This window comes from Aeromonas sp. Y311-2 (assembly GCF_027706025.1).
In the GTDB taxonomy this organism is placed as follows: Bacteria; Pseudomonadota; Gammaproteobacteria; order Enterobacterales; family Aeromonadaceae; genus Aeromonas; species Aeromonas veronii.
Genome location: NZ_JAPDCL010000008.1, coordinates 44,841 through 68,785, shown reverse-complemented (window position 1 = coordinate 68,785; position 23,945 = coordinate 44,841). Strand labels below are relative to the sequence as shown.

At 60.6% G+C, this 23,945-nt stretch carries 21 protein-coding genes; 12 read left to right on the top strand and 9 right to left on the bottom strand.

From position 1 onward, the window contains the following. Nucleotides 1-1,377: a Trk system potassium transporter TrkA gene (trkA, locus tag OKC42_RS09705; protein ID WP_005339689.1), complete on the top strand. Its 1,377-nt coding sequence runs from the start codon at nucleotides 1-3 to the stop codon at nucleotides 1,375-1,377. Nucleotides 1,378-1,473: 96 nt separating this feature from the next. Beyond that, on the top strand, nucleotides 1,474-2,916 hold the full coding sequence (locus tag OKC42_RS09700; RefSeq protein WP_069527008.1) for a TrkH family potassium uptake protein: 1,443 nt from the start codon (nucleotides 1,474-1,476) through the stop codon (nucleotides 2,914-2,916). A 241-nt stretch (nucleotides 2,917-3,157) separates the two neighbouring features. On the opposite strand, the gene typA is transcribed toward OKC42_RS09700, so the two are convergent. Further along, complete coding sequence (gene typA / locus OKC42_RS09695; protein WP_005339679.1) at nucleotides 3,158-4,969, bottom strand: translational GTPase TypA; 1,812 nt, start codon at nucleotides 4,967-4,969, stop codon at nucleotides 3,158-3,160. Between the two features lie 351 nt (nucleotides 4,970-5,320). Between typA and glnA the strand changes: the two genes are divergently transcribed. The 5 genes from glnA to add all read left to right on the top strand — a co-directional run bounded on the left by glnA (nucleotide 5,321) and on the right by add (nucleotide 11,137). Beyond that, nucleotides 5,321-6,730 carry a glutamate--ammonia ligase gene (gene glnA / locus OKC42_RS09690; protein ID WP_005339672.1) on the top strand — a complete coding sequence of 470 codons (1,410 nt, stop codon included), beginning with the start codon at nucleotides 5,321-5,323 and terminating at the stop codon, nucleotides 6,728-6,730. A gap of 115 nt (nucleotides 6,731-6,845) precedes the next feature. Then, nucleotides 6,846-7,424 carry a DUF4124 domain-containing protein gene (locus OKC42_RS09685; RefSeq protein WP_005339670.1) on the top strand — a complete coding sequence of 193 codons (579 nt, stop codon included), beginning with the start codon at nucleotides 6,846-6,848 and terminating at the stop codon, nucleotides 7,422-7,424. Between the two features lie 86 nt (nucleotides 7,425-7,510). Beyond that, nucleotides 7,511-8,566 (top strand): nitrogen regulation protein NR(II), encoded by a 1,056-nt coding sequence (glnL, locus tag OKC42_RS09680; RefSeq protein ID WP_005356202.1) that lies wholly within the window; start codon nucleotides 7,511-7,513, stop codon nucleotides 8,564-8,566. A gap of 9 nt (nucleotides 8,567-8,575) precedes the next feature. Beyond that, a complete protein-coding gene (gene glnG, locus OKC42_RS09675; protein ID WP_005339666.1) occupies nucleotides 8,576-9,994 on the top strand; it encodes a nitrogen regulation protein NR(I) in 1,419 nt (472 codons plus the stop codon). Nucleotides 9,995-10,135: 141 nt separating this feature from the next. Continuing rightward, nucleotides 10,136-11,137 carry an adenosine deaminase gene (add, locus tag OKC42_RS09670; protein WP_270819573.1) on the top strand — a complete coding sequence of 334 codons (1,002 nt, stop codon included), beginning with the start codon at nucleotides 10,136-10,138 and terminating at the stop codon, nucleotides 11,135-11,137. A gap of 151 nt (nucleotides 11,138-11,288) precedes the next feature. On the opposite strand, the gene rmuC is transcribed toward add, so the two are convergent. Together rmuC and OKC42_RS09660 are read right to left on the bottom strand one after the other, a co-directional pair. Further along, on the bottom strand, nucleotides 11,289-12,629 hold the full coding sequence (gene rmuC / locus OKC42_RS09665; RefSeq protein WP_236353801.1) for a DNA recombination protein RmuC: 1,341 nt from the start codon (nucleotides 12,627-12,629) through the stop codon (nucleotides 11,289-11,291). Then, nucleotides 12,626-12,841, bottom strand: coding sequence for a hypothetical protein (locus OKC42_RS09660; protein ID WP_021231493.1), 216 nt, complete (start codon nucleotides 12,839-12,841; stop codon nucleotides 12,626-12,628). The genes rmuC and OKC42_RS09660 overlap by 4 nt, the downstream gene beginning before the upstream one ends. A 140-nt stretch (nucleotides 12,842-12,981) precedes the next feature. Here OKC42_RS09660 and OKC42_RS09655 point away from each other — a divergent pair, with 140 nt between their 5' ends. Beyond that, nucleotides 12,982-13,503 (top strand): ferredoxin-type protein NapF, encoded by a 522-nt coding sequence (locus OKC42_RS09655; protein WP_005339657.1) that lies wholly within the window; start codon nucleotides 12,982-12,984, stop codon nucleotides 13,501-13,503. A 72-nt stretch (nucleotides 13,504-13,575) separates the two neighbouring features. Here OKC42_RS09655 and OKC42_RS09650 read toward each other — a convergent pair whose 3' ends face one another. The 6 genes from OKC42_RS09650 to OKC42_RS09625 form a co-directional block, all read right to left on the bottom strand. Next, nucleotides 13,576-14,028 (bottom strand): Rrf2 family transcriptional regulator, encoded by a 453-nt coding sequence (locus OKC42_RS09650; RefSeq protein ID WP_005339654.1) that lies wholly within the window; start codon nucleotides 14,026-14,028, stop codon nucleotides 13,576-13,578. A gap of 345 nt (nucleotides 14,029-14,373) precedes the next feature. Continuing rightward, nucleotides 14,374-15,213, bottom strand: coding sequence for a PfkB family carbohydrate kinase (locus OKC42_RS09645; RefSeq protein ID WP_100647089.1), 840 nt, complete (start codon nucleotides 15,211-15,213; stop codon nucleotides 14,374-14,376). A gap of 106 nt (nucleotides 15,214-15,319) precedes the next feature. Beyond that, nucleotides 15,320-16,291 (bottom strand): LysR substrate-binding domain-containing protein, encoded by a 972-nt coding sequence (locus tag OKC42_RS09640; protein ID WP_270819570.1) that lies wholly within the window; start codon nucleotides 16,289-16,291, stop codon nucleotides 15,320-15,322. Between the two features lie 183 nt (nucleotides 16,292-16,474). Then, nucleotides 16,475-17,203 (bottom strand): glutamine amidotransferase-related protein, encoded by a 729-nt coding sequence (locus tag OKC42_RS09635; RefSeq protein ID WP_150390114.1) that lies wholly within the window; start codon nucleotides 17,201-17,203, stop codon nucleotides 16,475-16,477. 83 nt (nucleotides 17,204-17,286) lie between these two features. Beyond that, nucleotides 17,287-18,783 (bottom strand): CoA-acylating methylmalonate-semialdehyde dehydrogenase, encoded by a 1,497-nt coding sequence (locus OKC42_RS09630; protein WP_270819568.1) that lies wholly within the window; start codon nucleotides 18,781-18,783, stop codon nucleotides 17,287-17,289. A gap of 81 nt (nucleotides 18,784-18,864) precedes the next feature. Next, on the bottom strand, nucleotides 18,865-20,196 hold the full coding sequence (locus OKC42_RS09625) for an aspartate aminotransferase family protein (protein ID WP_042079773.1): 1,332 nt from the start codon (nucleotides 20,194-20,196) through the stop codon (nucleotides 18,865-18,867). Between the two features lie 186 nt (nucleotides 20,197-20,382). On the opposite strand from OKC42_RS09625, the gene OKC42_RS09620 reads away from it, so the two are divergent. The 4 genes from OKC42_RS09620 (at nucleotide 20,383) to rarD (ending at nucleotide 23,865) form a co-directional block, all read left to right on the top strand. Beyond that, nucleotides 20,383-20,925: a cupin domain-containing protein gene (locus OKC42_RS09620; RefSeq protein WP_005339643.1), complete on the top strand. Its 543-nt coding sequence runs from the start codon at nucleotides 20,383-20,385 to the stop codon at nucleotides 20,923-20,925. 124 nt (nucleotides 20,926-21,049) lie between these two features. Next, nucleotides 21,050-22,546, top strand: coding sequence for an aldehyde dehydrogenase (locus OKC42_RS09615; protein ID WP_160882335.1), 1,497 nt, complete (start codon nucleotides 21,050-21,052; stop codon nucleotides 22,544-22,546). 126 nt (nucleotides 22,547-22,672) lie between these two features. Then, nucleotides 22,673-22,843 (top strand): hypothetical protein, encoded by a 171-nt coding sequence (locus OKC42_RS09610; RefSeq protein WP_005341999.1) that lies wholly within the window; start codon nucleotides 22,673-22,675, stop codon nucleotides 22,841-22,843. Between the two features lie 125 nt (nucleotides 22,844-22,968). Further along, nucleotides 22,969-23,865 (top strand): EamA family transporter RarD, encoded by an 897-nt coding sequence (gene rarD, locus OKC42_RS09605; RefSeq protein WP_270819566.1) that lies wholly within the window; start codon nucleotides 22,969-22,971, stop codon nucleotides 23,863-23,865. Nucleotides 23,866-23,945 lie beyond the last annotated feature (80 nt).

The following is a 23,945-nucleotide window of genomic DNA, read 5'->3' as shown; positions in this document are numbered from 1 at the left end:
ATGAAGATCATCATTTTGGGAGCCGGCCAGGTCGGCGGCACTCTGGCCGAGAACCTGGCCGGAGAGAACAACGACATCACCATCGTCGATACCGACAGTGAGCGCCTGCGCGAACTGCAGGACAAGTTTGACCTGCGGGTGGTCAACGGCCATGGCGCTCACCCCAAGGTGCTGCGCGAAGCGGGGGCTCAGGATGCCGACATGCTGGTCGCCGTCACCAACAGTGACGAGACCAACATGATCGCCTGTCAGGTGGCCTACTCCCTGTTCAACACCCCGAACAAGGTGGCGCGGATCCGCTCGCCAGCCTATCTGACCGAACGGGATCGCCTGTTCCTGCCGGAATCGGTGCCGGTGGATCACCTGATCGCGCCGGAGCAGTTGGTGACCGACTATGTGCGTCGCCTGATCGAATATCCGGGTGCCCTGCAAGTGGTTGATTTTGCTGGTGGTCGCGTCGGTCTGGTGGCGGTCAAGGCCTACTACGGGGGCCCGCTGGTGGGCAACGCCCTCTCGACCCTGCGCGAGCACATGCCCAACATCGAAACTCGGGTAGCGGCCATATTCCGTCAGGGCCGCCCGATCCGTCCGCAAGGTACCACCATCATCGAAGCGGATGACGAGGTCTTCTTCGTCGCCGCCGCGGGCCATATCCGTGCCGTGATGTCGGAGCTGCAGCGCCTCGAGAGCCCCTACCGTCGCATCATGATCGTCGGTGGTGGCAACATCGGCGCCGGTCTCGCCCGCCAGCTGGAGAAGCGCTACAGCGTCAAGCTCATCGAGCGCAACCAGAAGCGGGCGGAGCAGCTCTCCGAACTGCTGGAGAACACCATCGTCTTCTGCGGCGATGCGGCGGATCAGGAGCTACTGGCCGAGGAGCACATCGACCAGATCGACGTCTTCATCGCCGTGACCAACGAGGATGAGGCCAACATCATGTCGGCGCTGCTCGCCAAGAAGATGGGCGCCAAGAAGACCATGGTGCTGATCCAGCGCGGCGCCTACGTCGATCTGGTGCAGGGTGGCTCCATCGATATCGCCATCTCGCCGCAGCAGGCCACCATCTCGGCCCTGTTGACCCACGTGCGCCGGGCCGATATCGCCAACGTCTACAGCTTGCGCCGCGGTGCTGCCGAGGCGATCGAGGCGATTGCCCACGGTGACGAGAACACCTCCAAGGTGGTCGGCAAGACGGTGGGCGAGCTCAAGCTGCCGCCGGGTACCACTATCGGTGCCGTAGTGCGCGGAGATGAGGTGCTGATCGCCCACGATCGCACCAAGATCCAGCAGGATGACCACGTGGTCATGTTCCTGGTGGACAAGAAGTACATCCCGGAAGTGGAGCGGCTGTTCCAGCCAAGCCCCTTCTTCCTGTAACGTCTTCATGCGCACAGGCTGTCAAACCAGACCCGGTTCAGCTCCCCCAAGGGGATGGTCCGGGTCTTTTGTTAATCAACGACCAGGTTATCGAACATGATCAAGCTGCGTCCCATTATCTTCACCCTCGGGCTGGTGCTCTCCAAGCTGGCGCTCTTCATGTGGCTGCCCACCTTGCTGGCACTGCTCACCGGGTCAGAGGGATTTGTCGAGTTTCTCAAATCGGTGCTGATCACCCACGGCGCCGCCCTGCTCTGCCTCCACTACGGCCGCAAGGCGGAGTTTCATCTGGGGGTGCGGGAGATGTTCCTGCTCACCACCTCGGTTTGGGTGGTGGCCTGCATCTTCGGCGCCCTGCCCTTTGTTTTCATCACCCACATCAACTTCACCGACGCCTACTTCGAAACCATGTCGGGGGTAACCACCACGGGCTCCACCGTGCTCTCCGGCCTCGACAACATGGCCCACAGCATCCTGTTGTGGCGTTCCATCCTGCAGTGGCTGGGCGGGGTTGGCTTTATCGTGATGGCGGTTGCCGTGCTGCCCTACCTCAACGTCGGCGGTATGAAGCTGTTCCAGACCGAGAGCTCGGACTGGTCGGACAAAAGCGCCCCGCGTGCCAAGACGGTCGCCAACAACATCGTCGTGGTCTATCTGGTGCTCTCCATGCTCTGCTTCATGGCCTACTGGGCCAGCGGCATGAACATGTTCGAGGCGATCAACCACGCCATGACCACTCTCAGTACCGGCGGCTACTCCACCTCCGATCAATCCATGTCCCACTTCTCCAACTCGGCACACTGGATTGGCACCCTGTTCATGTTCCTCGGCGGCCTGCCCTTCCTGCTCTATGTGCAGAGCCTCAACCACAGGGACAACAGCCTGTTCAAGGACGCCCAGGTGCGAGGTTTCTTCTGGCTGGTGGTGTGGGTCACCGTCATCATGACCTTCTATCTGTGGGAGAGAGACCTGTTCGGCTTCTGGGATGCCCTGCGCATCAGCTGCTTCAACATCGTCTCGGTGCTCACCACCACCGGCTACGGCCTTGGTGACTTTGGCACCTGGGGGCCGCTCGCCAGCATCGTCTTCATCGTGCTGCTGGCTCTTGGGGCCTGCTCCGGCTCCACTGCGGGCGGCCTCAAGATCTTCCGGGTACAGGTGGCGTTTGCCCTGTTCAGAAAGCAGATGCGCCAGCTGATGCACCCCTCCGCCGTGTTCCCGCAGAAGTACAACGGCCGGACGGTCAATGACGCCATCATCCGCTCGATGATCTCCTTCGTACTGGCCTACTTCGCCATCATTCTGGTGATAGCCGCACTGCTGGGCGCCATCGGGCTTGACCCCCTGACAGCCATATCCAGCTCCATCACCGCCGTTGCCAACGTTGGCCCGGGCATGGGCCCGGTGGTCGGCCCCAGCACCAACTTTGCCAGCCTGCCGGAATCGGCCAAATGGCTGTTGTCATTCGGCATGCTGCTGGGACGACTGGAGATCCTGACGGTCGCCGTGCTCTTCTTCCCCTCCTTCTGGCGCCAGTAACCCCTTACTGCAAGCCAGCAAAAAGCCGCAGCGGCCACCCGCTGCGGCTTTCTTATCTTACCCATCCCCACGACCTTCACTCAACGCTCATCAGCCCCATTGCCGGATGGCCTGAACGAGCTCATCAGGATGGCCAGAGCGGATCACAGGCATAAAAAAACGGACCCAAACCAGAGGTTTGGGTCCGTTTATCAGTGAACCGTCAGCGGCCGCAAGGGCTGCCGAGACTCAGCACATGGCATTAACCACGGCCAGAGCGCTTGCGATCCAGCTCGGTCAGCAATTTCTTGCGGATACGGATGTTCTTCGGAGTCACTTCTACCAGTTCGTCGTTATCGATGAACTCGAGAGCCTGTTCCAGAGTCATGCGGATCGGCGGAGTCAGCACTTGAGCTTCGTCGGTACCGGAGGCACGCATGTTGGTCAGCTGCTTGCCTTTCAGGCAGTTAACAGTCAGGTCGTTGGAACGGGAGTGGATACCGATCACCTGGCCTTCGTACACTTCGGTCGCGTGACCGATGAACAGACGACCGCGGTCTTGCAGACCGAACAGGGCGTAGGTCAGAGCCTTACCGGTAGCGTTGGAGATCAGCACGCCGTTCTGACGCTCACCGATGCTGCCACCCTTGTGCGGACCGTAGTGGTCGAAGGTGTGGTACAGCAGACCGGTACCGGAGGTCATGGTCATGAACTCGGTCTGGAAGCCGATCAGGCCACGGCTCGGGATCATGAAGTCTAGGCGGACACGACCCTTGCCATCCGGGGTCATGTTGGTCATTTCGCCCTTACGCAGACCCAGCTGCTCCATCACGGAACCCTGGTGCGCTTCTTCCACGTCCACAGTAACGGTTTCGAACGGTTCTTGCAGAACGCCATCAACGGTACGCAGGATTACTTCCGGACGGGACACAGCCAGTTCGTAACCTTCGCGACGCATGTTCTCGATCAGGATGGAGAGGTGCAGCTCACCACGACCGGATACACGGAACTTGTCCGGATCATCGGTCTCTTCCACGCGCAGGGCCACGTTGTGGACCAGCTCCTGGTTCAGACGCTCCAGAATATTACGGGAGGTCACGAATTTGCCCTCTTTACCGGCAAACGGTGAGGTGTTGACCTGGAAGGTCATGTTCACGGTCGGCTCGTCAACGGAGAGCGGCGGCAGGGCTTCAACGGCACCGTTGTCACAGATGGTGTCGGAGATTTTCAGCTCGCCCAGACCGGTGATAGCGATGATGTCACCCGCTTGCGCGTCGGTAACTTCAGTACGGGACAGACCCAGGTAACCCAGCACCTGACCGACTTTACCGTTACGGGTCTTGCCGTCAGCACCAACGATGGTGACTTGCTGGTTGGTCTTGACGCGACCACGGGTGATACGGCCGATACCGATAACACCCACGTAGGAGTTGTAGTCCAGCTGGGAGATCTGCATCTGGAAACCACCTTCGGCATCAGCCTTCGGCGCTTCAACGTTGTCTACGATAGCCTGGAACAGCGGCTCCATGTTCTCGGACTCGACGTCCTGATCCATGGTGGCCCAACCGTTCAGTGCAGAGGCGTAAACAACTTTGAAATCCAGCTGTTCGTCAGTCGCGCCCAGGTTGTCGAACAGGTCGAATACCTGATCCATTACCCAGTCAGGACGAGCACCCGGACGGTCAACCTTGTTGATGACCACGATCGGCTTCAGACCCTGAGCGAACGCTTTCTGGGTCACGAAACGGGTTTGCGGCATCGGGCCGTCTACGGCGTCAACCAGCAGCAGCACGGAGTCAACCATGGACAGTACGCGCTCTACTTCACCACCGAAGTCGGCGTGACCCGGGGTATCAACGATGTTGATGCGGTAGTCATTCCAACGGATCGCAGTGTTCTTGGCGAGAATGGTGATGCCACGTTCCCGTTCCAGATCATTGGAGTCCATGATCCGTTCCTGGCCTTCCGTGGAGCGGTCCAGGGTGCCGGACTGCTGCAGCAGCTTATCAACCAGAGTCGTTTTGCCGTGGTCAACGTGCGCAATAATCGCAATATTGCGTAAATTCTCTAACATTCTCGCCTCAATCACCGGGTAAAATTGGGCGCTAATTGTACTCTTGCCTTTGTGATCTGCCTAGCAGAATTGCAGTACATTCGCGCATAACAACAGATCTGGATCATAGACCTCTCTGACAAACCCTGCTTAGATGGGCGGTGACCGTATTTCGCGCACCATTACAGTGCACCAAAACGATCCACCATCGCACTAAATTGATGCAACGCGAGTCGAGATCGCCTGATTTTGGGGAGCCTCTTCTGCGAGATTGCCCTGAAATCAAGCTGTCACAAACTTGGCACGATACTGGCTTATGTGAATACGACGACGCATTCACCCAGAGAGTTTTAACACCGGAGGTTACTTAGCATGTCAGCCCAGAACGTTTTGGCCCTGATCCAGGAACACGAAGTCAAGTTTGTTGATCTGCGCTTTACCGACACCAAGGGTAAAGAGCAGCATGTATCCATCCCTGCTCACCAGGTTGATGAAGATTTCTTCGAAGACGGCAAGATGTTCGATGGTTCCTCCATCGGCGGCTGGAAGGGCATCAACGAATCCGACATGGTACTGATGCCGGACGCAGCCTCCGCCAAGCTGGACCCGTTCACCGAAGAGACCACCCTGAACATCGTTTGTGACGTGCTGGAGCCTGCCACCATGCAGGGCTACGACCGCGATCCGCGCTCCATCGCCAAGCGTGCAGAAGATTTCCTGAAGTCCAGCGGCATCGCTGACACCGTGCTGTTCGGGCCGGAGCCGGAATTCTTCATGTTCGACAACATCACCTTCTCCAACACCATGGGCCACAGCTTCGTGAAAATCGAATCTGAAGAAGCCGCATGGAACTCCGGCACTGCCTATGAGCATGGCAACAAGGGTCACCGTCCGTTCGTGAAAGGCGGTTACTTCCCGGTTGCACCGGTCGACTCTTCCCAGGATATCCGCGCCGCCATGTGTCTGGTGCTGGAAGAGATGGGCCAGGTCGTTGAAGCTCACCACCACGAAGTGGCCACTGCCGGTCAGAACGAGATCGCTACCCGCTTCAACACTCTTACGCTGAAAGCTGATGAAGTACAGGTACTGAAGTACGTGATCCACAACGTGGCCCACGCCTACAACAAGACCGTTACCTTCATGCCGAAACCCATGTTCGGTGACAACGGCTCCGGCATGCACTGCCACCAGTCTCTGGCCAAGAACGGCGTCAACCTGTTCGCTGGTGACCTGTACGGCGGTCTGTCCGAGATGGCGCTGCACTACATCGGCGGTATCATCAAGCACGCCAAAGCCATCAACGCCTTCGCCAACCCGACCACCAACTCCTACAAGCGTCTGGTTCCGGGTTATGAAGCACCGGTCATGCTGGCCTACTCTGCCCGCAACCGCTCTGCCTCCATCCGTATCCCGGTGGTACCGAGCCCGAAAGCCCGTCGTATCGAAGTGCGCTTCCCGGATCCGGCTGCCAACCCGTACCTGGCCTTCGCAGCCCAGCTGATGGCCGGTCTGGACGGTATCATCAACAAGATCCATCCGGGCGATGCCATGGACAAGAACTTGTACGACCTGCCGCCGGAAGAGGCTGCAGAAGTGCCGACCGTTGCCGGTTCTCTGGACGAAGCCCTGGCCGCTCTGGATGCTGACCGCGAGTTCCTGACCCGTGGCGGCGTGTTCAGCGATGACTTCATCAACTCCTATCTGGAACTGAAACAGCAGGATGTTGACCGTGTGCGCATGACCCCGCACCCGCTGGAGTTCGAACTGTACTACTCCGTCTAAGTCTCAGCAGACTGGCCGTTTAAATCAGGTCAGCTTGCTTAATCGTGACAAAACCCGCCATCTGGCGGGTTTTTTCTCTGATAGGATTAAGCAAAATACCGTCAAGGAGAGATGGATGAACAACAAGCATGGCATAGGGGTGCTCAGCCTCCTGTTGCTGACCTCGTTCGGTACGGATGCGGCCAAGGTCTACTCCTGGGTCGATGGCAATGGCATCACCCACTACTCGGATGCGCCACCACCCGGCAAAAACGCCAAAGAGGTCGATCTGCGGGTCGCCCCGCTGCTGGGCAGCAGCGCGCCCAGATCGGTGCAGGTGGATAACTTCAACAGCCTGACCGGCGCCGATGCCAAGAAAGAGAAAGAGGCGGCCAAGCTGACCATCGAACTGCTCTCCCCGGAACAGGGCAGCACCCTGCGCGACAACACAGGCAACATCGTCTTTCAGGGCACCATCAGCCCCAAACCTCCGACCCAGTATGATGTGCGCCTGACCCTGGATGGCAAAGCCGCCCCCATCGTCAGCAACAGCCTCTCTGTCCGCGTCGAAAACGTCGATCGCGGCGCCCACGAGGCTCAACTCGAGCTGCTCGCCAAAGACGGTACGATCCTTGCTAAATCCAGTGCAGTCACCTTTTACCTGCATAGAGCGAGCGTGACGCCGGCTCCCAAACCCACCCCCAAAGCCGACTAGGGGTGATATAGCGCACCGATGCGGGTAAACTCTATGCACCATATCGGTGCATGACAGGTGTGTAGCACCGTTTTAGGGAGAAACCTGTGCCAACCCGCTCGGACAACGCCAAAACACTCTTGGATAATTTGCTGACCGCCGTGATCCTGATGGATGAGCGGCTCTGCATCCAGTTCGTAAACCCGGCGGCTGAACAGCTGCTCTCCCTCAGTGAACGCAGGCTGATCGGCATCGAACTGCCCCATCTGCTGGAACATATCTCCCTCGATTTGCAGCGGCTCAAGCAGTGCCTCGTGTCAGGGCAAGGCTTTACCGATAGCGAAGTGACTCTGGTGGTAGAGGGAGAACCGCGACTGGTGGAACTGAGCGCTACCCCGATGGCCGACCACGAACAGCGTCTGCTGGTGGTGGAGCTGCGCAAGATCGACCAGCAGAAGAAGATCAGCCAGGAGCAGCAGCAACATGCCCAGCAGCTGGCGGCCAAGGAGCTGGTGCGCGGGCTGGCCCACGAAATCAAGAATCCCCTCGGCGGCCTGCGCGGCGCGGCGCAACTGCTGCAAAAAGAGCTGCCGGATCCGGCCCTGCGCGAATATACCGGCATCATCATCGAACAGGCCGATCGGCTGCGGGTACTGGTCGATCGGCTACTCGGCCCCCAGCGCCCCGGCCGTCACCAGATGCACAATGTCCATTCGGTGCTGGAGCAAGTACGCCGACTGGTGGAGCTCGAACTCCCTCCCTCTGTTCGCATCGAACGGGATTACGATCCCAGCATCCCCGAATTCGAGATGGAGCCGGATCAGCTGCAGCAGGCGTTTCTCAACATAGTGCGCAATGCCGCCGAAGCGCTGGGCGATCAAACCGGGCTTATCCGTATCAAGACCCGCACCGCGTTCCAGATCACCATCCACGGCCAGCGTTACCGGCTGGCAGCGGAGATCAAGATCATCGACAACGGCCCCGGCATTCCCGATGCCATTCGCGACACCCTGTTCTACCCGATGATCACCGGCAAGGAGGGGGGAACCGGGCTCGGCCTCTCCATCGCCCAGAACCTGATCGACCAGCACAAGGGGCGAATTGACTGCATCAGCTGGCCGGGTCACACCGAATTCACCATTTTTCTACCGCTTCGCAAGTAAGGGAACCCCATGACCGCCAAAGTGTGGATCGTCGATGACGACAGTTCTATCCGCTGGGTGCTGGAGCGCACTCTCGGCAGCGAAGGCTTCAACTGCGAGAGCTTTGCCGATGGCGAAGCCCTGCTGCACGCCCTTGAGCTGCGCTCGCCCGATGTGATCCTCTCCGATATCCGGATGCCCGGCATCGATGGTTTGAGCCTGCTGGAGCAGATCCACCGCCGTCAGGCCGATCTGCCCATCATCATCATGACCGCCCACTCGGATCTCGACAGCGCGGTCAACGCCTACCAGCGTGGCGCCTTCGAGTACCTGCCAAAGCCGTTCGACATCGACGAAGCGGTGACCCTGGTGCGCCGCGCCGAGAATCACCTCAAGGAGCAGCGTACCAAGCGCAAGTCTCGCCAGCAAGAAGCCACAGCTACGCCGGAGATCATCGGTGAGGCGCCAGCGATGCAGGAGGTGTTTCGCGCCATCGGTCGCCTGTCACGCTCCAGCATCTCGGTACTGATCAACGGCCAGAGCGGTACCGGCAAGGAGCTGGTCGCCCATGCGCTGCACAAGCACAGCCCGCGCGCCCACAAGAACTTTATCGCCCTCAACATGGCGGCCATCCCCAAAGATCTCATCGAATCCGAGCTGTTCGGTCACGAGAAGGGGGCTTTCACCGGCGCCAACAACATCCGCCACGGCCGCTTCGAGCAGGCCGACGGCGGCACCCTGTTTCTCGACGAGATCGGCGACATGCCGCTGGATGTGCAGACCCGGCTGCTGCGGGTCTTGGCCGATGGCCAGTTCTATCGAGTCGGCGGCCACCAGCCGGTGCAGGTAGACGTGCGGATCATCGCCGCCACCCACCAGAATCTGGAAAAGCGGGTGGCCGATGGCGAGTTTCGCGAGGATCTGTTTCACCGCCTCAACGTCATTCGCATCCATATTCCTGCCCTCAAGGAGCGCCGTGAGGATATCCCCCAGCTGGCCCGTCACTTCCTGCTGCGTGCAGCCAAAGAGCTGAACGTCGAGGCCAAGAGCCTGCACCCGGATACCCAGGCCTATATCAGCCGCCTGCCCTGGCCGGGCAACGTGCGCCAGCTGGAGAACGTCTGCCGCTGGCTCACCGTGATGGCCTCGGGGCAAGAAGTGCTGGTCGGCGACCTGCCTGCCGAGCTGCTCACCCCCATCACCCACAACGCCGAACCGGGCCAACCGGCGTTGCCCGGTTGCTGGCAGCAACAGTTGCAAGAGTGGGTGGCCAGCAAGTTGGCGCTGGGAGAGACAGACATCCTGGCCGATGCCATGCCCCAGTTCGAGCGGATCATGCTGGAAACCGCGCTGGAACACACTCACGGCCACAAGCAGGAGGCGGCGCGCCTGCTCGGTTGGGGCCGCAACACACTCACTCGCAAGCTGAAGGAACTCGATCTCTCCTGAGTCCCTGGGAAAAACGATTCCCATCACGCCCTGACAAATCACCGTCCGCCAGAACCCCGTTTAACCATAAACGGGGTATCTTTTTTGAAAGCCCCGCCTAGAATGGCAGGCTTTCAAACCTGACTCGACGAGGGCGCCCCCATGATTGACAGATCTATCCCCCTGACCGACCTGCACCGCCATCTGGACGGCAACATCCGCCCGCAAACCATCCTCGAGCTGGGTCGCCAACACAATATCCAGCTGCCCGCCTTCGAGCTGGAAGCGCTGCGTCCCCACGTGCAGATCGTCGAGAACGAGCCGAGTCTGGTTGCCTTTTTGAAGAAGCTGGATTGGGGCGTGGCCGTGCTGGCTGACTATGACGCCTGCCGCCGGGTCGCCTACGAGAACGTGGAAGATCTGCTGCGCGCCGGTATCGACTATGCAGAGCTGCGCTTCAGCCCGGCCTATATGGCGATGGCCCACAAGCTGCACCCGCAGGGCGTGGTGGAAGCCATCATCGACGGCGTGGCCGCGGGCAGCCGCGATTTCGGTATCAAGACCAACCTGATCGGCATCATGAGCCGCACCTTCGGTACCGAGCAGTGCAATCAGGAGCTGGCCGCCTGTCTGGCTCACCGCGACAAGCTGGTCGCCATCGATCTGGCCGGTGACGAGCTGGGCTTCCCGGGCGAACTCTTTGTCGACCACTTCCGCAAGGTGCGTGATGCAGGCATGCGCGTCACCGTACACGCCGGTGAAGCCGCTGGCCCCGAGAGCATGTGGCAGGCCATTCGCGAGCTGGGCGCCGAGCGCATCGGCCACGGCGTCAAAGCGATTCAGGATCCGGCCCTGATGACCTATCTGGCCGAACACCGCATCGGCATCGAATCCTGCCTCACCTCCAACGTCCAGACCACCACGGTGGCGAGCCTGACCGAACACCCGATCCGCCAGTTCCTGGCTGCCGGTGTGCTGGCCTGCCTCAACACCGACGATCCGGCGGTGGAAGGCATCGACCTGCCCCACGAATATGAGGTGGCCGCTCCGGCCGCTGGCATGACGGCGAGCGAGATCCGCACCGCCCAGCAGAATGGCCTGACCCTGGCCTTCCTGAGCGATAGCGAGAAGGCAGAGCTGAGCGCCCGCGCTGCCAGCCGCTGATCCACACCGGCACTGCAAATAAAAACGGCCCACTTCGGTGGGCCGTTTGCTTTGCGGATTTCTGATAATGGGTAAGCACTTGGCCAGCTGACAGATAGCAAAAGGCCCAAACCGGGTTTGGGCCTTGGCTGATGGCGGTACAGGGGAAAAACTACTCCCGCTCCTTGTCGCGCTCCAGCGCCCGCTCCACCAGCGGCTCGGGCAGGCTCTTGGTCACCTCCACCCCCAGCTCGCGGAAACGCTCGACCTGCGCAATCAGGTTGCCACGGCCGTTGACCAGCCGTCCCATCGCCTTGTCGTAGCTCTCCTGCGCCTTGTGCAAGCTACCGCCCATCTGCTGCATCTCCTCGACAAACAGCCGCAGCTTTTCGTAGAGGCGACCGGCCCGTTCGGCAATCTGGCGGGCATTCTGGTTCTGCCGCTCGTAGCGCCACAGGTTCTCGATGGTGCGCAGCGCCACCATCAAGTTGGTGGGGCTCACCAGCAGGATATTGTTGTCGAGACCGTAACGCACCAGCGAGGGATCGGCCTCCATCGCGGTGAGGAAGGCGGGCTCCACCGCCACGAACATCAGCACATAGTCGAGGGTGCGCACCCCGGGCAACTGCTGGTAATCCTTGCGACCCAGCTCGCGGATATGATTGCGCACCGAGGCGACGTGCTCCTTGAGCGCCACCGCCTTCTCCAGCTCGTCATCGGCGTTGTACCAGCGTTCGTAGGCGGTCAGCGACACCTTGGCGTCGATGATGATGTCCTTCTCCTGCGGCAGGTGGACAATCACGTCGGGCTGGTAGCGCTTTCCCTTCTCCACCTCGATATTGACCTGGGTGTGGTACTCGTGACCCTCGCGCAAGCCGCATTCGCTGAGGATCCGCGCCAACACCACTTCCCCCCAGTTGCCCTGCTGCTTGCTGTCGCCCTTGAGGGCGCGGGTCAGGGCGGCCGCCTCTTCGGTCATGCGGGCATTGAGCTCGGCGAGGCGCTCCAGCTCGAACTTGAGGCTGTGGCGCTGGGCCGTCTCCTGAGCGTGGGTCTCGCCTACCTGACGGCGAAAGCCCTCCAGTTGTTCTTTGAGCGGTGTGAGCAGCAGATCGAGGCTGTTCTGGTTCAGTTCGCGGAAGTTGCCGGAGTTTTGCTCGAAGATCCGGTTGGCGAGATTCTCGAACTGCTGGCTGAGGCGCTGCTCCGCCTCCTGTTGCAGTTGCAGCTTCTCGGCGGCAGCCAGCCGCTCGCTGCGCAGGGTCGCTTCCGCATCCTTGAGGCGGGCGGTGAGCTTGATCAGCAGGGTCTGCTGCTGATCAAGCTTCTGCTGGCCCTGCATCCGCTCATCCTGCAACTCGTCAAAACGATCCTGGAGCGCCTGATAACGCTCCTGCGCCAGCAGCAGCTCCTGAGCTTGCGCCGTGGCAGCCCGCCGCCCGATCAACCAGCCAAGCCCGAGAGCCAGTGCGGCGGCAGGCAGCAAGATCCCCCAGAGTCCGGGGTCAATCATTTGCGGCTCCGCTGACGCAGGAAGAGTTCGAGATAACGGTTAACCAGGATCCAGATCACCACGTAGATAAGGTAAGCGGCCAGCACCACCCACTTGTGAGTGTTGACACCGGTATCGAGCTCGGCGAACTCGATATCCTTGATGCGGCAGTAGGCCCACATCAGCAGGGGAAAGACATAGAGCAGGGACGCACGCCAGAGAAATAGCCACATATGATTTCATTCAACCACGTAAAAAGACCCGCCTAGCTTACACAAGGGCAACTGCGCTTGCGATCCTGACGGCCGCTATTCTCTGGCCTGCTTCCCGAAACTTCGATAAAATTAACCCCTAATAGGTATCAGGGGCGAGCATGACTCACTATTTCCTCCGTTGGCTGACACAAGGTTGGCAAGCCTCCCGCAAGCCCGCAGTGGTTTGCCATGAAGCGCGCCCGCCATGGGCCATCGAGGAGTCCCAGTACCTCTCCCTCTGCACCCGCTGTGGCGAGTGTTTCAAGGCCTGCCCGCGCGGTCTGCTCAAACCGGCCACCCAGGAGGAGTACGAGGGGAGCCCCATCGCCGGTACCCCGGTACTCGATCTCGCCTGCGGCCAGTGCAGCTACTGCGGCAGCTGCGCCAGAGCCTGTCCCACCGGCGCCCTCGACCTGCAACTGGGTCGGCAGGTGCAGACCCGGGTGCAGATTGAAGAGAGCTGTCAGGCACGGCAGGGCTTCTACTGCCTGCTCTGTGAAGATGCCTGCCCGCAACAGGCGATCAAGGCGACCGCCGACGGCATCAACGTCAATATGGATGCCTGTAATGGCTGCGGTGCCTGTGGCCTCGCCTGCCTGCACGGCGCCATCACCCTGATCCGCCAGCCAGGCAGTCGCTAAAAACCACCTGAGTACAAAAGCAAAAGGGGCCATCAGGCCCCTTTCACATCTTGTTCGATATTCCACGCACCGTCAGGCCATGGTCACAATAGTCTCTTGCTCGATACCCAGCAGGTGGCAGAGACGGTTGGGATCGCGCACCGCATCAGCCAGGGTGTACTCGCCCAGCACTTCGAGGAAGGCGTTCATGGCGCGGCGCAGAATGCCCTGAATGCGGCAGCCACCGGAGAGACGGCAGTTCTCGCGCTTGCAATCGACCGGACAGAGCACATGCTCCATGTCCATCACCACATCCCGCAAATTGATGGAGACCGCGGAGCGACCGAGGCGGATGCCACCGTGCTTGCCGCGTACCGTCTCGATATACCCCTTGATGCCAAGCTGGTGCACAATTTTGACCACGTGGTTGCGAGAGATGCCGAAGGTATCGGCCACTTCGGTAATGGTCGACAGACGATCCCCCGGCTGAACCGCCAGGAAGGTCAGGGTACGCAGGGCGTAGTCGGTAAATCGTGTCAGTTGCATGGTCGCACTTGCCTCTTACTACAAGCCAGGAATCAGGACGACAACATTGAGCTAAGAGGCAGGAGACAACCGGTTTGCCTCTGTTTGCCCATTGGTTTGCCAGAGGGGGGCCTGTCTCTTAATCTGAGTTGCGGAGTGACAGGTTAAGAGCAGCACAACCGGGTGTCGATGAAGATGCACATAAATCGACACTTTCTTTGATTGATCGCAAACTTGCCGGGTTAGCCCGGCGTTTGCCCGCTTTATGGCGGGTAAATCTACCGAATAGTCCCCCTCGCCAAACCCCTTCGACCAGCGGCCATATGGCCCGCAAACCGCCCCTCAATCGACCGTCAAAGAGGTGGTTCAGTGGGGTTGTTTCAGCCAGTTTTTCAGGGCAACCGAGGGGATGGAGCTCTCGGAGGCGACGGCAAACGCCCCCCAGTCCACCGCACACTGCAACGCATCCTTGATGGCCATGCCCCGCGCCAATCCGTGTATCAATCCGCCAGCGAAAGCATCCCCAGCCCCCGTAGTATCGACCACAGATACTGGCCGGGCGGCAACCCGGATCTGCTCATCGCCGTGGATGGCCACGGCACCCGCCTTTCCTTCGGTCAGCACCAGCCATTCGAGCTGCTCTCCCGCCAGCTGGCGGGCATGTTGCCAAGGGTCGCTCACCTCGCCGAGATCGGAGCGGGAGGCCACCAGCACATGACAGGGACGGCGAGCTTGGCCGCCCTTGGGATACTGGGCCACCACGAAGCTCTTGCCGAGCATCTGGCGCATGTAGCTGATGATGGCGGTGCCGGGATAGTTCACATAGAGGCAATCCACCCCATCAAGAGGCAGATCGCCAGGCAGATCGGGACGCCGCGGGCGGCGCAGTATGGTGCGCTCGCCGGTGGAGTCCACCAGGATCAGCAACTCGCCGGTCTCACCGCCAAAGCGCTCCACATGGCTGCAATCCAGCCCGTAACCGGCCGCCTGCTCCAGCAGCCAGTCGCCGGTCTCGTCCAGCCCGATGCGGGAGGCGATGGTCACCTCGTGACCCGCCCACACCAGCCCGATGCCGGTATTGGCCGCGCCGCCCCCCAACCTGCGTCCCTGATCCACATATTGCAGCCGGGCCCCCGCCACCAGCGGTTCGGAGAGGGAGAGCACATGATCACAGTTGAGATTGGCAAGCAGCAGAATGCGGGACATAGAGACCTCGGACGATGGAGATAGCCCAAAAGAGACAGGCTGAACCCCGAGTAGAGCCCAGCCTGACAGAAGAGACAACCGGCAGCGATCGGGAATCCGATCGGGATCAATAGATGGGCAGCTCCACCCCGGCCAGCAGCTCGTTGATGCGCGCCTGACTCGGCTGCTGCATCACACTCTGGATCACCTCCTTGGTGAGGTGGGGCGAGAAGGAGCTGATGAAGTCATACATGTAGTTCTGCAGCAGGATGCTCTTGCTGAAACAGATCTGCGCCGGGCAGGGCTTGAACAGGTGCTCCAGATTGATGGAGACCAGCCCGGGGCTATCGGTGTCGTTGGCCACCAGCGAGGAGATGATGCCGATGCCAAAGCCCAGCTCCACGTAGCGCTTGATCACTCCGGCATCCATTACCGTCATGTAGTAACTCGGTGTCAGCCCCGCCGCCTGAAACACCTCGTCCTGCACCTGACGGCCAGTGGCGCCACTCTCGTAGCTGAGGATGGGGTAGTGGCAGAGCTGCTCCAGGGTCGGCTTCTTCACCTTGGCCAGCGGATGATCCTGCGGCACCACCAGCGAGAGGGTCCAGAGGTAGGCGGGCAGCGCGATCAGCTCCTTGTCGAAGCCAATCTCGTGGGCAACGATGGAGAAATCGGAGTAACCCTTGCTGATCTGCTCCTTGCTCGCCGACATCACCGGATGGAGGTGGAACGAGATCTTAGGATACTTCTTGGTGAAGTAGGTGACCGACTTGGGCAGCAGATAGCGGGCGATGGTGTGGGTCGTGTGGATGTTGAGAGTGCCCACGGTCGGGTCCAGATACTCGCGGGAGATCGCCTTAATCTTGCTCTCGATATTGAGCATCGCCTCGGCACACTTGATGATCTCTTCCCCCACCGGCGTAATGCGGTGCAGGTGCTTGCCACGGCGCTCGAAGATCCGCACCCCCAGCTCGCTCTCCAGCAGGCCAATCTGTTTGCTGACCCCCGGCTGACTGGTGAAGAGCGCATCGGAAGCCACGGACACATTGAGGTTGTGGTCCCGGATCGCGATCAAATACTTCAATTGCTGTAGTTTCAAGGCGTCACACTCTCACACTGGTTTGGCTCAGACAGGTTTGGCTCAGGCCGGGACGGCAATCAAGCCAGACAAACAGGCCGCCACATGGGCGGCCAGTGTACCATCCGATCCCGACATCTCAGCGCTTGATCCTTCATTTTGCTACAAAATCTAGCATCCGAAGGGGTGGCTGACAAACCGGGCTCAGGCCGCACCAGCACGCAGCGGCAGGATCCCCAAAAACTGCAGCAGCCACTGCATCATGGTCGCCGAATCCACCTCCCCCTCCAGCGAGGAGAGGCTGCTCTGGTAGCGCTCGTCGGGCAACAGGCCACGGCGCCGCTCGATCAGCGCCCGGTTATACTCCACCGAGAACTCCGGATGTCCCTGAATGGCCACTATGTTGTTCCCCTGCAGGAACATGAAGTTGGGACAAAAATCGTTGCCCGCCAGCCGGGTTGCTCCGGGGGGCAGCAGCGCCACCTGATCCTGATGGCTCGCCAGAATGCGGATATGATCCCGCGCTGGCGCCATCCAGGGCTCATCTACCAGCATGGGGTGCACCGACACACCCAGCCCCCACCCCTTGGTAGACTTCACCACCTCGCCACCGAGCGCCTGGGCGATCACCTGATGACCGAAGCAGACACCTGCCAGCTTGACGTCGGCATCGTGCGCCTGGCGGATCCACGCCCGCAGTGCCTGAATCCAGGGAATATCGCTGTAAGCATCGTGGCGCGAGCCGGTGATGAGCCAGGCATCGCACTCGTGCAGATCCTCCGGCAGCTCCCCATCAAGAGCCGACCAGACCCGAAATTCCAGTTCGGGGGCCAGGGCCGCAAAGCCCCTGATAAACATCTCGGAGTAAACGGGGCCAAAACGATCCGCCAGATCGGGATCGAGCCGGTCACAATCGAGAATTCCCAATCGCATCTGTTGTTCCTTTACAGAGTTCGCCCCCGCCAATCATTGACCGGCGAGGGCAAGAGGTTAGGCCATGAGCACGCGCCAGCGCGTCACTTCATGGTCGGCATGGAGAACTCGGCACCACTGCGCAGGCTCTGGGGCCAGCGCGCCGTCACCGTCTTCATCCGGGTATAAAAGCGAACCCCGTCCGGCCCGTGCATGTTGAGCGGCCCGAAGATGGAGCGCTTCCAGCCGCCAAAGCTGTGAAACGCCATCGGCACCGGAATGGGAACGTTCACCCCTACCATACCGACCTGCACCCGCGCCGTGAAGTCCCGCGCGGTGTCGCCGTCGCAGGTAAAGATGGCGGTGCCGTTGCCGTACTCATGCTCGTTGATGAGCCGCAGCGCCGTCTCGTAGTCCGGCACCCGTACGATGGAGAGCACAGGGCCGAAGATCTCCTCGCGGTAGATACGCATCTCTGGCGTCACCTCGTCAAACAGGCAGCCGCCGATAAAGTAACCCTCGTCGTGGCTCAGCGTGCGACCATCGACCCGCAGCGCGGCCCCTTCGGCCACCCCCTGATCCACGTAGCCACGCACCTTGGCCAGATGCTCCTTGCTGATGAGCGGCCCCATCTCGTTCTCCGGGCTCTGGCCCAGCCCCGGGCCCACCCGCAGCTGTTCCACCAGCGGCGTCAGTTTGGCCACCAGCGCATCGGCAGTCTCGTCACCCACCACCACGGCTACAGAAATGGCCATGCAGCGCTCGCCCGCTGCCCCATAAGCAGCCCCCATCAGGGCGGAGACCGCCTGATCGAGATCCGCATCCGGCATCACCACCATGTGGTTCTTGGCACCGCCCAGCGCCTGCACTCGCTTGCCGTGGGCCGAGGCGGTGGCATAGATGTACTGGGCGATGGGGGTGGAGCCGACAAACGACACAGCTCCGACCCGCGGGTCGGTCAGCAGCACATCCACCACCTCCTTGTCACCGTTCACCACGTTGAGCACGCCGTCAGGCAGACCGGCCTCCTTGAGCAGCTCGGCCATCCGCAGCGAGAGAGAGGGATCCTTCTCGGAGGGTTTGAGAATAAAGGTATTGCCGCAGGCGATGGCGACCGGGAACATCCAGAGCGGCACCATGGCCGGGAAGTTGAACGGGGTGATACCGGCGCAAACCCCCACCGGCTGCATCATGGAGTAGCTGTCTACCCCGCGACCGACGTTGAGGGAGTGCTCCCCCTTTAGCAGATGGGGAATGCCGCAGGCAAACTCCACCACCTCCAGCCCGCGGGTCAACTCGCCCTGCGCATCGGAGAAGACCTTGCCATGCTCGCCGCTGATGAGCTGGGCCAACTCGTCCCTGTGCTGCTCCATCAACTCCTTGAAGCGGAAAAAGACCCGGGCCCGCACCAGCGGCGGGGTTTGTGACCAGTCGGCAAAGGCGCGCTCGGCGATGGCGATCGCCTCCTGACACTCGGCGGCGCTGGACAGCCCGACGCTCCCCTGCTGCTTGCCGCAGGCGGGATTGAAGATGGCCCCCTGGCGCTCGCTGCGACTCTCCTGCGGCTGGCCGTTGATGAAGTTGCTGACCCTGTATGTCATGTATCCTCCGTGATAACTGATGCGGTAAATGCGCTGAGCAAATCAACGCAAGACCCCGCCAGTGCGGGGCCATCAAATGGGTTAAGGTTGTGCCTGCAGGGCATCCTGCAGCAGGGTGAAGAGATCGTCGATCTGGCTGCGCTCGATGATGAGGGGCGGCGACAGGGCGATGATGTCGCCGGTCACCCGGATCAATGCCCCCTTCTCGAAGCAGCGCACGAACACCTCGTAGGCGCGCTTGCCCGGCGCATCCGGCATGGACTCCAGCTCGATACCCGCCACCAGCCCGTAGTTGCGCACATCCTTCACATGCTTGCAGCCCTTCAGCGAATGGGCAGCCTCCTCCCAGTAGCCCGCCAGATCGGCGGCGCGGCTGAGCAGGTTCTCGTTGCGATAGATCTCGAGGGTCGCGAGCCCCGCAGCCGCAGCCACCGGATGACCAGAATAGGTGTAGCCGTGGAACAGCTCGATAGCCCCCTTTCCTGCCGCCATCATGTCGTCATAAATGTGCTTCTGCACCAGCACCGCCCCCATGGGGATGGCGCCGTTGGTGAGCCCCTTGGCGCAGGTGATCATGTCGGGAATGACATCGAACTCCTGCGCGGCAAAGGGAGAGCCAAGGCGACCGAAACCGGTGATCACCTCGTCAAAAATCAGCAGGATGCCGTGCTTGGTGCAGATCTCCCGCAGCCGCTTGAGGTAGCCTTTGGGGGGCATCAGCACGCCGGTACTGCCAGCGATGGGCTCGACGATCACCGCCGCAATATTGCTGGCATCGTGCAGAAAGACGATCTTCTCCAGCTCGTCGGCCAGCGCCACATCCTCCTCGGGCAGCCCTTTGGTGAAGGCGTTCTTAGCGATGTTGAGGGTATGGGGCAGATGATCCACCCCGGTCAGCAGGGAGCCGAACCACTTGCGATTGCCGGGAATCCCCCCCACCGAGATACCGCCAAAGCCGACCCCGTGATAGCCACGCTCGCGGCCAATCAGCCGGGTACGGGTGCCCTGACCGCGGGCCCGCTGCCAAGCCAGCGCGATTTTCAGCGCGGTATCGACCGACTCGGAGCCGGAGTTGGTATAGAAGACGTGACCGAACCCCTTGGGGGCGATCTCCACCAGCTTGTTGGCCAGCTCGAACGGCAGGGGGTGGCCCATCTGGAAAGTGGGGGCAAAATCGAGATGGGAAATCTGCTGGGAGACCGCCTCGGCAATCTCGCGCCGACCATGGCCCGCGTTGCAACACCAGAGTCCGGCTGTGCCATCCAGTATCTTGCGGCCATCCTCTGAGTGATAATACATCCCATCTGCCGACTTCAGGATGCGCGGCGCCGCCTTGAACTGCTGGTTGGCGGTGAACGGCATCCAGAACGCGGACATGTCGGAGGGCGTATTGATGTCGCTGATCGGTTTCATGGTCACCTCATCCTTAAGGTGTTTAGCAACTGTCGGCCAATGCCTATTAAATTAAACACCTGAATCCATAAAAAAGGGCCCGTTATCGCCCTGTCTGGTGCCACCCCTAGCTAGACGCATCAGCAGGGTGGTATAAGATATTTAACACAATTTTAATAATAGTAAACAGTCAAGGAGTGTCTATAGATGGATATCGGTCACCGCCTCAAGGCGGTTCGCACCAAGGCAGCCCTCTCCCAGCGCGAGCTGGCCAAGCGCTCCGGTGTGACCAACGGATTTATCTCCCAGATCGAGAAAAATCAGGTGAGCCCTTCTGTCGCCTCCCTGCGCAAGGTGCTGGAAGGCATCCCCATGTCGCTGGCCAGCTTCTTCACCGAAGAGACTGAAATGGGCACCGAAGTGATCTTCCGCGCCGCCGATATGCCGGATCTCGGCACGCATCCCATCAGCTACCGGCTGGTTGGGCACAGCCGTGCCAACCGCGCCATCGGCATGTTGCAGGAGGTGCTGCCACCGGGCGCCGACACCGGTGACGACATGCTGAGCCACGAGGGTGAAGAGTGCGGCATCGTCATCAAGGGCGAAGTTGAAGTGACCGTGGGCGAGCAGATCTACCTGCTGGGCGCCGGGGATGGCTACTACTTTGACAGCCGCACCCCCCACCGTTTTCGCAATAGCGGCGAGCAGGAGTGCGTGCTGATTTCGGCCAACACCCCCGCCAGTTTCTGACATTAAGACGCGCATCGGCAGGGGAGCAATGTTTAATGAATTGTTACAAGATGGATTTACAAGCGGCAGGATGTTTAGCATATTGATACGCGGAAACTGACTTTTGCCGGTTCAAGGAGTGAACATGAGTGACCTGACCCTGGCCCAGTGGCAACACAAGGCCGCCCATCTGACCCTGCCCTCGCAAGCCTTTATCAACGGCAGCTATCGGGATGCCGTCAATGGCGCCACCTTCGATTGCATCAACCCGGCCAACGGCAAGCTGCTGACCAAGGTGGCGGCCTGCGATGCCGCCGATGCCGAACTGGCGGTACAGGCTGCCCGTGACGCCTTCAACGACAAGCGTTGGAGCGGCCTGCCGCCGAAACAGCGCAAACAGATCATGCAGCGCTTCGCCGAGCTGATGCGTCTCAACAAGGTGGAGCTGGCGCTGCTGGAGTCGCTGGATATGGGCAAACCCATCGGCGATGCCATGGGCTATGACGCCCCCGCTGCCGCCAACTGTATCGCCTGGAACGCCGAAGCCATCGACAAGATTTACGATCAGGTCGCCCCGGTCGAGGAGTCCGCCCTAGCACTGGTGACCCGCGAAGCGCTCGGGGTAGTCGCCGCCATAGTGCCCTGGAACTTCCCGCTGGTGATGGCCTGCTGGAAGCTGGGCCCGGCGCTCGCTACCGGCAACTCGGTCATTCTCAAGCCTTCCGAAAAATCCCCCCTGACCGCCCTGCGTATCGCGGGTCTGGCCAAGGAGGCGGGTATTCCGGACGGCGTGTTCAACGTGCTGCCAGGCTTTGGTCATACCGTGGGCGAGGCGCTGGCCATGCATATGGATGTGGACTGCATCACCTTCACCGGCTCCACCAAGATCGGTAAACATCTGGTGGAGTGCTCCGGCAAGTCCAACCTCAAGCGCGCCTTTATGGAGTGCGGCGGCAAGAGCCCCAACATCATACTGGCGGATGCGCCGGATCTGGACGCCGCGGCCAAGAGCGCCGCTGGCGCCATCTTCTACAACCAGGGCGAGGTGTGCACCGCCGCCTCCCGCCTGCTGGTGCAAAACAGCATCAAGCCGCAATTTATGGAGCGACTGCTGGCCCATGCCCGCGAGTGGATCTCGGCCAACCCGCTCGACCCTGCGACCCGCATCGGCGCCATGGTGGATCACATCCAGATGGAACAGGTGCTGCGCTATATCGAGATTGGCAAGCAGGAGGGGGCCAAGCTACTGCTGGGCGGCAACCGCATCAATATGGAGAGTGGCGGCTTCTATATCGAACCCACTATTTTCGACGACGTGACCCCGCAGATGCGCATCTTCCGCGAGGAGATCTTCGGCCCTGTGCTGGCGGTGACCGGCTTCGATACGCTGGAAGAGGCCATTGCGCTGGGCAACGACACCGACTATGGGCTGGCGGCGGCGATCTGGACGGCGGATCTCAACAAGGCGGTGAAGGGCTCGCGCGCCCTGCGCGCCGGTACCGTGTTCGTCAACAACTGGGACGGTGGTGACATGACCATGCCGTTTGGCGGCTTCAAACAGTCCGGCAACGGTCGCGACAAGTCACTTCATGCGCTGGAGAAGTACACCGAGCTGAAAAGCACCTGGATTCAGCTGGAATAACACGACAAAGCAGCACTATCGGATCAAAAAGGGGGAGAAATCCCCCTTTTGCATTTTTGGCCTTCCATCACCGGGCTCAATCCTTATAATGATAAAAAAGCCAACATGTTAAATATAAAGACAAAAATGCTATTTTTTCTGGGAAGCGTACTTTTTCTGGTGATCGGTTTGCCCCTGCTGTTCTTCGTGCTGGGGCACGGCGAGGCCTACGTGACCTGGGGCCCCTGGATCTCCGCCATCGCCCTGATGTTGTGGCTGTTGATGGACGTCGACAAGATCCGCCGCGGTAAAGGCTGACCGGCCAGCCACACTCCTCCTATCCCTCAAACTTCGTTTATTCGCTTCTTTCCCCGCAAAAGGATCGCTACACTGATTTTTTGCGATGTTTTCCCGCATCCAACGCTTCAGTAAAGGTCATCCGCATGCCGCAACAGATCCAGCGTCAGGGCGTCATCTACGCCCTGTGCGCCTATACCCTTTGGGGCATAGCCCCCATCTATTTCAAGACCATCTCTGCCGTTCCGGCCGCCGAGATCCTGACCCACCGGATGATCTGGTCCTGCGTGCTGCTGATGGTACTCACCCTGGCAGGGCGCCAGTGGCACAAGGTGCAGGCGGTGCTGCGCCAGCCAAAAGTGTTGCTCACCCTGGCGTTTACCTCGGTCACCGTCGGCGGCAACTGGCTGCTGTTCATCTGGGCCATCAACAACGGTCACATGCTGGATGCCAGCCTCGGCTACTACATCAACCCGCTGTTCAACGTGCTGCTGGGGATGGTGTTTCTGAGCGAGAAGCTGCGCCGCCTGCAGTGGTGGGCGGTGGCGCTGGCCTTTGCCGGCGTGGCCATCCAGCTTATCGCCTTTGGCTCCTTGCCCTGGATTGCGCTGGTGCTGGCGTCGAGCTTTGCCATCTATGGGCTGGTGCGCAAAAAACTGGCCCTCGATGCCCTCACCGGTCTGCTGATCGAAACCATGATCATGCTGCCGCCAGCAGCCATCTATCTGTGGGGCTTTGCCGATAGTCCCACCAGCCATCTCACCCAGAACGACTGGCACCTCAACCTGCTGCTGATCGCCGCAGGCGCCGTCACCACGGCCCCCCTGCTCTGCTTCACCGCCGCCGCGACCCGGCTCAAGCTCTCCACCTTGGGCTTCTTCCAGTACATAGGCCCCAGCCTGATGTTTATCCTCGCAGTCACCCTCTATGGGGAAGCGCTGGCGATGGACAAACTGCTCACCTTTGCCTGCATCTGGAGCGCGCTGGTGCTGTTCAGTCTGGATGGGCTGCGCAGCGCCAAAGCCGCGCCAAGCCGGACCTGACACCGCCTCACCACCAGCGACCCCGGCTCATCAGCCGGGGTTCTTTTTCGTGCCACCGGCGGTTTTCAGACTGCTACTCC

What these genes read in the sequence shown, in the direction of transcription:
- trkA (WP_005339689.1), top strand. Translation starts at nt 1, where the DNA reads ATGAAGATCATCATTTTGGGAGCCGGCCAGGTCGGCGGCACTCTGGCC.
- OKC42_RS09700 (WP_069527008.1), top strand. Translation starts at nt 1,474, where the DNA reads ATGATCAAGCTGCGTCCCATTATCTTCACCCTCGGGCTGGTGCTCTCC.
- typA (WP_005339679.1), bottom strand. Translation starts at nt 4,969, where the DNA reads ATGTTAGAGAATTTACGCAATATTGCGATTATTGCGCACGTTGACCAC.
- glnA (WP_005339672.1), top strand. Translation starts at nt 5,321, where the DNA reads ATGTCAGCCCAGAACGTTTTGGCCCTGATCCAGGAACACGAAGTCAAG.
- OKC42_RS09685 (WP_005339670.1), top strand. Translation starts at nt 6,846, where the DNA reads ATGAACAACAAGCATGGCATAGGGGTGCTCAGCCTCCTGTTGCTGACC.
- glnG (WP_005339666.1), top strand. Translation starts at nt 8,576, where the DNA reads ATGACCGCCAAAGTGTGGATCGTCGATGACGACAGTTCTATCCGCTGG.
- add (WP_270819573.1), top strand. Translation starts at nt 10,136, where the DNA reads ATGATTGACAGATCTATCCCCCTGACCGACCTGCACCGCCATCTGGAC.
- rmuC (WP_236353801.1), bottom strand. Translation starts at nt 12,629, where the DNA reads ATGATTGACCCCGGACTCTGGGGGATCTTGCTGCCTGCCGCCGCACTG.
- OKC42_RS09660 (WP_021231493.1), bottom strand. Translation starts at nt 12,841, where the DNA reads ATGTGGCTATTTCTCTGGCGTGCGTCCCTGCTCTATGTCTTTCCCCTG.
- OKC42_RS09655 (WP_005339657.1), top strand. Translation starts at nt 12,982, where the DNA reads ATGACTCACTATTTCCTCCGTTGGCTGACACAAGGTTGGCAAGCCTCC.
- OKC42_RS09650 (WP_005339654.1), bottom strand. Translation starts at nt 14,028, where the DNA reads ATGCAACTGACACGATTTACCGACTACGCCCTGCGTACCCTGACCTTC.
- OKC42_RS09645 (WP_100647089.1), bottom strand. Translation starts at nt 15,213, where the DNA reads ATGTCCCGCATTCTGCTGCTTGCCAATCTCAACTGTGATCATGTGCTC.
- OKC42_RS09635 (WP_150390114.1), bottom strand. Translation starts at nt 17,203, where the DNA reads ATGCGATTGGGAATTCTCGATTGTGACCGGCTCGATCCCGATCTGGCG.
- OKC42_RS09630 (WP_270819568.1), bottom strand. Translation starts at nt 18,783, where the DNA reads ATGACATACAGGGTCAGCAACTTCATCAACGGCCAGCCGCAGGAGAGT.
- OKC42_RS09625 (WP_042079773.1), bottom strand. Translation starts at nt 20,196, where the DNA reads ATGAAACCGATCAGCGACATCAATACGCCCTCCGACATGTCCGCGTTC.
- OKC42_RS09620 (WP_005339643.1), top strand. Translation starts at nt 20,383, where the DNA reads ATGGATATCGGTCACCGCCTCAAGGCGGTTCGCACCAAGGCAGCCCTC.
- OKC42_RS09615 (WP_160882335.1), top strand. Translation starts at nt 21,050, where the DNA reads ATGAGTGACCTGACCCTGGCCCAGTGGCAACACAAGGCCGCCCATCTG.
- OKC42_RS09610 (WP_005341999.1), top strand. Translation starts at nt 22,673, where the DNA reads ATGCTATTTTTTCTGGGAAGCGTACTTTTTCTGGTGATCGGTTTGCCC.
- rarD (WP_270819566.1), top strand. Translation starts at nt 22,969, where the DNA reads ATGCCGCAACAGATCCAGCGTCAGGGCGTCATCTACGCCCTGTGCGCC.